Here is an 8,621-nt window from a genome sequence, read left to right on the forward strand (position 1 = left end):
GGTCGGGGTCACCGGGGCCAGCGCCCACCAAATAGACTCGTGCTTTTTCCATGACGCCAAAATGGACGGCCGCCGTCCAAGCTTCAAAACAGGATTAGTTGGCCAGGGGTTAGAAGAACTTTATCGGTGCCGATTTTTAAGCGGTACCTTGGCTCGCCACCGCAGCTTGCCCGTTTCGCGCGCAATCAGGTCCGCAGACTTTTCAATTATCAGCCTTCATGCTTCAAAGCTTTCCCCAAGTCCTGAATATGCGCGAGTTTTTGATATAATGGCTGCCAGTCATCCTTTTGGGCAATGGCGTCCCAAATCATCTCGACCTCATCGATCAACATCGCGCAGACGGGGTTGCTTGCCCAATAATCGTCCGATGCGTTCACTGGCGCATAACCGCGCAAGATGTCTTCAAATGCGGCTTGGTCTGCCCCCGTGGACGCGAATGCGCCTGTCCTTCCACCTCTGTAGCCGTGGAAAAATGCGGCGATGGGGATTTGATCGCGGACCATCGCGCGTTCGGCGGCTTCGACAAGGGGCTTATCCTCGTCTTCGCCCTTCGACACAACGCCCAGTCGCCACAAAAATCGCCGAATGACCGATTGTTGATACAGGTCCGGAAAGCGTTCTAGTGCGGCAATCAGCGGCGGCGCGTCCGACACCAATCGCAATGCAACCGCAAGTTGCCCAAGGTTCCAATGCAATGCTTCGGCTTGCCGCCCGAACGCATAAAGTCCGGATTGGTCGAAATAGGCTGCGGTAAAGCGTGGGTCCCATTTTTCGGTGAAACGCCACGGGCCATAGTCAAAGCTTTCGCCCGTGATGTTGATATTGTCGGTGTTGAGGACGCCGTGGACGAAGCCTGCGACCATGTATGAACCGGCAAGGTCGGCCACGCGATCGACCGCTAACTCCAGCAACTGAGCCGCAGGGTTCTCGGACACTTCGGCCCAGTACAGATGTTTGAGGCAATAATGGATGAGCTTGTGCATCAGCGCTTCATTGCCTTCCGCCGCGATGCGTTGGAATGTCCCGAAACGTATATGGCTATGGCTGAGCCGCACCATGACGGCGGATCTGGTGGGCGAGGGCTCGTCCCCGCGGATCAATTCTTCGCCGGTTTCAATCAGCGAAAATGTTTTGGAGGTGTTGACCCCAAGCGCCTCCAGCATTTCGGTCGCCAATATCTCACGCACGCCACCTTTCAGGGTCAGCCTTCCGTCACCGCGCCGGCTGTAAGGGGTGGTGCCCGAACCCTTGGTCCCAAGGTCCAACAGCCTGCCATGGCCATCACGCAGCTGTGCGAACAGAAATCCGCGTCCATCGCCAATATCGGGATTGTACACGCGGAATTGATGCCCGTGATACCTCAACGCCAAAGGTTCGGGCATATTATCGGGCAGCGGTTCAAAACGTCCGAAATGCCGGACCCACGCCGCATCGTCATATCCATCTAGCCCAACGGTCGCCGCCCAACGGTCGTTGCGAAAACGCAATGTCGTCTCTGGAAAGTTCGCCGCGCGCACGGGGTCACCAATTTTTTCACCCAGACTGGCGATTTGCGGATTAGGGCGGTAGGGAGAGTGCATAGGTTCGATAATCATTCAAAGCATCTGGGCGGTGCGAGAAGGAAAGGCAAGTATGGCGGCGGTCCGCATCCTCCATTTGCACAGCAGCTTTAACCTTGGCGGGCAGGAATCGCGCACGGTTCGTCTTATGAACCATTTTGGTGATCAGGCCGAACATACTGTTTTGTCGGCGGTTGATGATGCCTTTGGCGCTGCCGAGGCGATTGACCGGCGGGTGAAGGTTGCGTTCCCGAAAGACGCCGCACCCTCGCTGAAAGGCATGCCAGCGATTGGGCGCTATCGCCAGCTTGCCCAATATATGAAAAAATTCCATCTCGTTTTGACATATAATTGGGGCGCGATGGATGGGGTGATGGCGCATACCTTGTTCACGCGCAGCATGAACTTGCCGCCGCTGATCCACCATGAAGACGGGTTCAGCGATGACGAAATCGACCGGCTGAAAAAACGGCGCAACTGGTTTCGCACGATTGCGTTGCAGCGTTCGAATGCGCTGGTCGTCCCATCGAAAACGCTTGAGCACATCGCCCGAACCATATGGCATCAGCCGCTGGACAAGATTTGTCGGTTCCCAAATGGCATCGATACGAACCATTTTAACCGGCGGCCGCAGCGCGGATCTTTTCCGGGCTTTCAGAAACGCAATGGAGAGATTGTTGTCGGCACAATCGCAGGGCTGCGCACGATCAAAAATCTTCCGCGGCTTGTGCGTGCGGTTGCGGCGGCAGGGTCAAATGTCCGGCTCGCGATTGTGGGCGACGGGCCAGAGCGAGGTGCAATCATGGGGGAGGCAGAACGGCTTGGTATCGCAGACCGTGTGATGATGCCCGGCGTCTTACGTGACCCGGCGCGCTATATTCGCCTGTTCGATATTTTTGCTTTGTCGTCGGATAGTGAACAATATCCGATTTCCGTTATAGAGGCGATGACGAGCGCCCTTCCGGTGGTTTCCACGGACGTTGGTGACGTAAAAAATATCGTCGCACGTGAAAACCGTCCCTTCATCGTCCCGCGCACCGACGAGGCGTCTTTGTCGCAAGCCATTAGCGAGCTGGCAAATGATGCCGGACTTCGGGAAAAACTCGGCAGTGCCAACCGCGCTCTGGCCTGTGCACTATATGATGAAGAGACAATGTTTGCGCGTTATCGGCAGCTATATGGTTCCGCCATGAAACGTGCCGATTTTGCGCGACAAAGCTAGATAATTGCGATAGCGCGCGAGCACGCTGAACGGCGCTTTTGATATAAATATTGGGGGTTGTGATTGTGTTCAAGGGTCTGAAACCCATTATCTATGGTGGCCGCGAAGTTTGGCCTTTGGTCGAGGGCGGCAAGGGCGTTGCTGCTACCAATCACGCAAGTTCTGGCGCATGGGCTGCTGCTGGCGGCATTGGCACGGTGTCGGCGGTTAATGCCGACAGCTATGATGAAAATGGCGAGATGATCCCGCAGGTTTTTCACGGGAAAACACGCGCGGAACGCCATGAAGAGCTCGTGGAATACGGCATCCGTGGCGGCATTGCGCAGGTTCGCCTGGCGCATGAAATGGCCAATGGCAAAGGCGCCATCAATATCAACGTGCTTTGGGAAATGGGCGGATCGCAGCGCATTTTGCACGGCATATTGGAAGCGACCAAGGGAATGGTCACCGGCGTCACATGTGGCGCGGGCATGCCTTACAAGCTTTCCGAAATCGCGGCGCAATATGGCGTATATTATCTGCCTATCGTCAGCTCTGCACGTGCATTCCGTGCATTGTGGAAACGCGCCTATCACAAGGTGCCCGAATGGTTGGGTGCGGTGGTGTACGAGGATCCATGGTTGGCAGGTGGCCATAACGGCCTTTCCAACGCGGAAGACCCGCGCAGCCCCGAAGACCCCTATCCACGGGTAAAAGCACTGCGCGATGTCATGCGCGTTGAAGGCATTTCGGACGACGTGCCCATCGTGATGGCGGGTGGCGTGTGGTTCTTGCGGGACTGGAACAACTGGATTGATAATCCAGAGCTTGGGCAGATCGCATTCCAGTTCGGTACGCGGCCATTGCTCACGCAAGAAAGCCCTATTCCTCAGGGTTGGAAAGACGCGCTGACGAAAATTCCTGAAGACGGCGTGCTGTTGCATCAGTTTTCGCCAACAGGTTTCTATTCAAGCGCGGTCATCAATCCGTTCCTGCTTGAGTTGCAGGCCCGTTCAGAACGCCAGATTGCCTATGTGCAGACCGCCGATGCGGAGCATACCGCGCAGCTTGATGTCGGCGTGAAGGGCAAGAATTTCTGGGTGAAGCCTGCGGACCTGATGAAGGCACGCGAATGGGATGCACGCGGGTTTACGGTCGCTTTGAAGACGCCGGACAACACTTTGGTCTTTGTGACGCCGCCGTCGGGCGAAGTCATCCGCAAGGATCAGAAGGATTGCATGGGCTGTCTGTCGCATTGCGGATTTTCGTCGTGGAAGGACCATGACAATAATTCGACGGGCCGCCTCGCCGATCCGCGCAGCTTCTGCATTCAAAAGGCATTGCAGAACATCGCGCACGGCGCGCCCATCGATGAAAACCTGATGTTCGCTGGGCACAGCGCCTATCTGTTCGGCAAGGACCCGTTCTATTCGAACGGTTTCGTCCCGACTGTGCAGCAGTTGATGGACCGCATCCTGACGGGCGATTGACCCCAGGTCTACATTTACAAGAAATTGTCCTTGGTCGCGAAGCAACGCGATCAAGGGCTATATAATATTACGTTGCCTTAGCCGAGCAGCCCATATGCGCTGACGGCTTAGGCCAAGTCAGGCCAGCTTAATCCAAATCCCAAGCGCGTTCGCCATGGCTTGAAATATCAAGCCCGTCACGCTCCTGATCTTCGCTGACACGCATCGGCACAATCATCGAAACGAGATAGCCGATGATCAGCGTGACCACGGCGGAATAGGCGCCGACGATGGCCACGGCTTTCACCTGAACCCACAATTGCGATGCCATGCCCGCACCTTCGGCATAGCCAGCGCCGCCAAGCGCCTCACTTGCAAAGACAGCCAGCAGGACGGAACCAAGAATTCCGCCGATACCGTGGACGGCAAAAACGTCGAGCGAGTCATCGATTTTCAGCGTGCCTTTGACAAGGCCGACAAACCAGAAGCAGACGACGCCTGCCAATATGCCGAGAATGATCGCGCCGCCGGGGCCGATCACCCCTGCTGCCGGTGTGATCGTCGCAAGTCCAGCGACTGCGCCCGTTGCAAAGCCGACGGCGGTGGCTTTGCCGACCTTGATACGTTCAATCATCAGCCAGACAATCGCTGCAACCGAGGCCCCGACATGGGTGTTGATGATCGCGCTGGCGGCAGCGTCATTGGCTGCCAAAGCCGAGCCACCGTTGAAGCCGAACCAGCCCACCCAGAGCAGGCCGGCACCGGCTACTGTGAGCGCGGGGCTGTGCGGGAGCATAAGCGTTCTGGGAAAGCCAATGCGCTTTCCAAGCATGAGCGCGACAACAAGCGCTGAAATACCAGCCGTGGTGTGCACAACAATGCCACCGGCGAAATCGATGACGCCCTGGTCGGCCAGAAAACCGCTGCCCCAAACCCAGCGGGTCACGGGGACATAGATCAACAGCGACCATAAGGCGCTGAAAGCAACCACCCAGCCAAAGCGGGCGCGTTCGACCCATGCACCGACGATCAGGGCAGGGGTGATGATGGCAAATGTCATCTGGAAAAGCGCAAAGGCAAGCTCGCCTGTTGTCTGCCCATCACGGACCGAATCGAGCAAGCCATTGAACATTACATTTTCAAGCGAGCCAATGAAGCCGTTGCCGCCCACGGAAAAGGCGAGGCTGTAGCCAATGACAATCCAGATCACCGAGGCGATAGCGGCAATCGCGCCGCATTGAACGAGGACCGATAAGAAGTTTTTGGCGCGAACCAATCCGCCATAAAAAAGCGCAAGGCCAGGAAGCGTCATCATCAGCACAAGGGCCGATGCGGTCAAAATCCACGCGCTATCACCGCTATTGGTTTCAGGGATGGCGACCATGCCCGCCTGTGCCATCGCTGGCGCTGACATGGCTGCGCTGAAAACCAGCGCTGTTTGCACAAATTTCTGGATCATAATCTTCCCCGCCCGCTTAATCGCCTCGTCTCTAGGCGCGGCGTCATAAAGCCTCAAGGCACAAAATTACGGCTAACTTACCGCAATCGAAAGAAAATTGCTTATTGCCAGCCCTCAAGCACCTGATCTGGCGGTCGGTGGCCGTCGGCCCATACGCGGATATTTGTAATAACACGCTCGCCCGATGCTTCGCGTCCCTCATATGTGGCACTGCCCAAATGCGGAAGGAGCACCGCGTTGGGAATGCTGAGGAACCGCGAGTCAACGGCAGGTTCATGCGTGTACACATCAAGTCCTGCGCCCGCGATACGACCACTTTGCAGCGCCTCGATCAATGCGTCTTCATCGATCAATTCACCACGTGAGCTGTTGATGACATAGGCATTGGGTTTCATATGCGCGATGCGTTCGGCGTTGATGATTTTGTCTGTGTCTGCCGTTAGCGGGCAGTGCAGCGTGATGATGTCCGAACGGGCCACCAGCCGGTCGATGTCGGGTTCAAACGTGACGCCCAGTTCATCCTCAACGCTGGCGGGCAAACGGCTGCGTTTGTTGTAAATGATATTCATGCCAAATGCCTTGGCGCGCATGGCTACGGCCTCTCCAATACGGCCAAGACCGATGATGCCAAGCGTCTTGCCACCAATGCGGTGACCCAGCATGCCGGTGGGGCTCCAGCCGCTCCATTCGCCATTGCGCATGGCACGATGTCCTTCTCCAAGCCGGCGGGGCACGTTCAGAATGAGCGCCATCGTTAGGTCAGCGGTGTCGTCCGTAAACACGCCGGGCGTGTTCGTCACCATGATGCCCTTGGCCTTTGCTGCGGCGAGATCGATGTGATTGACCCCGGCGCCATAGCTGGCAATCAATTTCAGGCGCGGCGGTGCGGCGGCGATGATGCTGGCATCGATGGTGTCCGTGACAGTCGGCACGAGCACGTCGCAGTCCGCCATGGCGGCGACAAGCGCATCACGGGTGAGGGGAGTGTCATCAGCATTGAAACGCGCATCGAACAGTTCCGCCATGCGCTTTTCGACAGCAGGAAGAAGCGTGCGGGTGACGCGGACAGATGGACGTTCAATGCGGCTAAGTTCGGGCATGGCAGTGACTAAAGCCGAATATATCAGAAGGTCAAGACAGGATGGTTGCGCTGCGCGCCGCGCTTACGGTATAGGATGAACACGGTGGTAAAAATTATGGTTAATCAACACAATTCGATCGTGCGTTGCGGTGCATTGGCGCTTGTGCTTTTTGGTGCCGCGTCTGCCGCCGGGCAGGCACAACAAAAGCCGCCTTATTGGGCATCAATTTCGAAGCCAGAGGCGCGTATGCGTACGGGCCCCAGCACTGAATTCCCCGTTACATGGGTGTATAAACGCGAAAACCTGCCCGTGAAGGTCGTGGCGGTGCACAGCGTATGGCGCAAGGTTCAAGATCCCGATGGCGAGCAAGGGTGGCTTCATGTCCGCTTGTTGAGCCCCAAGCGGGCTGCGATCGTCATCGGTAAGGAAATTGGCGCATTGCGTGATGCGCCTGCAGCCAACGCGCATATATCATGGCGCGTGGAGCCCGGTGTGGTCGGGCTTATCGAAGAATGTGAAAAGGGCTATTGCCGCTTCGAAACCGAAGGGCGCTATGGTTATATTGAAACGGCACGCATCTGGGGCGACGAAGCACCCTGAGACGTAACGCGTGAGGCTTAAGCCTCGACGCGCTCCGCCAGAACGGTCAGGCCGTTCTCATTCACTTCTGCAAAGCCGCCAGCGATGATGAGGCGCTCGGGTGTTGCACCCTGCGTCGCGTAAATCTCAAGCGCGGCATCGTTACGCAGCGTGCTCATCATTGGGCTATGGCCCTCAAGCACACCAAAATCGCCCTCACTACCCGGAACGACGACCATATAGACGTCGTCCGAGCGGTAGAGCTTTTCAGGTGTTACGAGTTCGAAACGAAGTGCCATAATGGCTTACGCCGCCTCCGCCGCAAGCTTGGCAGCCTTGGCGACTGCATCTTCGATGCCGCCAACCATGTAGAAGGCTGCTTCTGGAAGATGGTCATATTCGCCGTCGACGACTGCCTTGAACGACTTAACCGTGTCTTCGACCTGAACGAACTTACCGGAAATGCCGGTGAAGACTTCAGCAACATGGAAAGGCTGTGACAAGAAGCGCTGGATCTTACGCGCACGGGTAACAGTCAATTTGTCGTCTTCCGACAATTCGTCCATGCCCAAAATCGCGATGATGTCCTGAAGCGACTTGTACTTCTGCAGCGTTTCCTGAACGCGGCGTGCCGTATCATAATGCTCTTGGCCAACAACGGCTGGTGTCAAAACGCGGCTGACCGAGTCAAGCGGGTCAACGGCTGGGTAGATACCCAATTCCGAAATTGCGCGGTTCAACGTGGTCGTCGCGTCCAAGTGAGCGAACGACGTTGCTGGTGCAGGGTCGGTCAAGTCATCTGCAGGAACGTAAATGGCCTGAACCGAGGTAATCGAACCCTTGGTTGTCGACGTAATACGCTCTTGCAACTGGCCCATGTCGGTTGCCAACGTTGGCTGATAACCCACAGCCGAAGGAATACGGCCAAGAAGTGCGGACACTTCGGAACCGGCCTGTGTGAAGCGGAAGATGTTGTCGACGAAGAACAGAACGTCCTGGCCTTCTTCATCGCGGAAATATTCCGCCATGGTCAGACCCGACAAAGCAACGCGTGCACGCGCACCGGGAGGCTCGTTCATCTGGCCGAACACCAGCGCAACCTTCGAACCTTCTGGGGTTGGGTTGCCGTCGGCGTCCTTAGCGATAACGCCTGCGTCGAGGAATTCATGGTACAGATCGTTACCTTCGCGGGTACGCTCACCCACGCCAGCAAACACCGAAACGCCGCCATGGCCCTTTGCGATGTTGTTGATCAGTTCCTGAATAAGAACG

Annotated in this window: 8 protein-coding genes; 3 read left to right on the forward strand and 5 right to left on the reverse strand. The window is 56.7% G+C overall.

Annotation, left to right across the window (positions count from 1 at the left end):
- Positions 1-209: 209 nt before the first annotated feature.
- Positions 210-1,595, reverse strand: coding sequence for a protein adenylyltransferase SelO (locus ACIQ0G_RS08460; protein WP_397577529.1), 1,386 nt, complete (start codon positions 1,593-1,595; stop codon positions 210-212).
- A gap of 37 nt (positions 1,596-1,632) precedes the next feature.
- Between ACIQ0G_RS08460 and ACIQ0G_RS08465 the strand changes: the two genes are divergently transcribed.
- Together ACIQ0G_RS08465 and ACIQ0G_RS08470 are read left to right on the forward strand one after the other, a co-directional pair.
- Positions 1,633-2,781 (forward strand): glycosyltransferase family 4 protein, encoded by a 1,149-nt coding sequence (locus ACIQ0G_RS08465; RefSeq protein ID WP_397577530.1) that lies wholly within the window; start codon positions 1,633-1,635, stop codon positions 2,779-2,781.
- A 62-nt stretch (positions 2,782-2,843) separates the two neighbouring features.
- On the forward strand, positions 2,844-4,250 hold the full coding sequence (locus ACIQ0G_RS08470; protein ID WP_397577535.1) for an NAD(P)H-dependent flavin oxidoreductase: 1,407 nt from the start codon (positions 2,844-2,846) through the stop codon (positions 4,248-4,250).
- 127 nt (positions 4,251-4,377) lie between these two features.
- Here the strand turns inward: ACIQ0G_RS08470 and ACIQ0G_RS08475 are convergent, their stop codons facing one another.
- Both ACIQ0G_RS08475 and ACIQ0G_RS08480 read right to left on the reverse strand, forming a co-directional pair.
- Positions 4,378-5,688, reverse strand: a complete 1,311-nt coding sequence (locus ACIQ0G_RS08475; protein ID WP_397577531.1) for an ammonium transporter — start codon at positions 5,686-5,688, stop codon at positions 4,378-4,380.
- Positions 5,689-5,789: 101 nt separating this feature from the next.
- Positions 5,790-6,788 (reverse strand): 2-hydroxyacid dehydrogenase, encoded by a 999-nt coding sequence (locus tag ACIQ0G_RS08480; RefSeq protein WP_397577532.1) that lies wholly within the window; start codon positions 6,786-6,788, stop codon positions 5,790-5,792.
- A 96-nt stretch (positions 6,789-6,884) separates the two neighbouring features.
- On the opposite strand from ACIQ0G_RS08480, the gene ACIQ0G_RS08485 reads away from it, so the two are divergent.
- Positions 6,885-7,370, forward strand: coding sequence for an SH3 domain-containing protein (locus ACIQ0G_RS08485; protein WP_397577533.1), 486 nt, complete (start codon positions 6,885-6,887; stop codon positions 7,368-7,370).
- Positions 7,371-7,387: 17 nt separating this feature from the next.
- Here ACIQ0G_RS08485 and ACIQ0G_RS08490 read toward each other — a convergent pair whose 3' ends face one another.
- A complete protein-coding gene (locus ACIQ0G_RS08490) occupies positions 7,388-7,648 on the reverse strand; it encodes an ATP synthase F1 subunit epsilon (protein WP_183941657.1) in 261 nt (86 codons plus the stop codon).
- Between the two features lie 6 nt (positions 7,649-7,654).
- On the reverse strand, positions 7,655-8,621 hold a 967-nt coding region (gene atpD, locus ACIQ0G_RS08495; protein ID WP_397577534.1), incomplete at its 5' end, for a F0F1 ATP synthase subunit beta.

This window comes from Sphingorhabdus sp. (assembly GCF_044354325.1).
Taxonomy (GTDB): domain Bacteria; phylum Pseudomonadota; class Alphaproteobacteria; order Sphingomonadales; family Sphingomonadaceae; genus Sphingorhabdus_B.

What these genes read in the sequence shown, in the direction of transcription:
- ACIQ0G_RS08460 (WP_397577529.1), bottom strand. Translation starts at nt 1,595, where the DNA reads ATGATTATCGAACCTATGCACTCTCCCTACCGCCCTAATCCGCAAATC.
- ACIQ0G_RS08465 (WP_397577530.1), top strand. Translation starts at nt 1,633, where the DNA reads ATGGCGGCGGTCCGCATCCTCCATTTGCACAGCAGCTTTAACCTTGGC.
- ACIQ0G_RS08475 (WP_397577531.1), bottom strand. Translation starts at nt 5,688, where the DNA reads ATGATCCAGAAATTTGTGCAAACAGCGCTGGTTTTCAGCGCAGCCATG.
- ACIQ0G_RS08480 (WP_397577532.1), bottom strand. Translation starts at nt 6,788, where the DNA reads ATGCCCGAACTTAGCCGCATTGAACGTCCATCTGTCCGCGTCACCCGC.
- ACIQ0G_RS08485 (WP_397577533.1), top strand. Translation starts at nt 6,885, where the DNA reads ATGGTTAATCAACACAATTCGATCGTGCGTTGCGGTGCATTGGCGCTT.
- ACIQ0G_RS08490 (WP_183941657.1), bottom strand. Translation starts at nt 7,648, where the DNA reads ATGGCACTTCGTTTCGAACTCGTAACACCTGAAAAGCTCTACCGCTCG.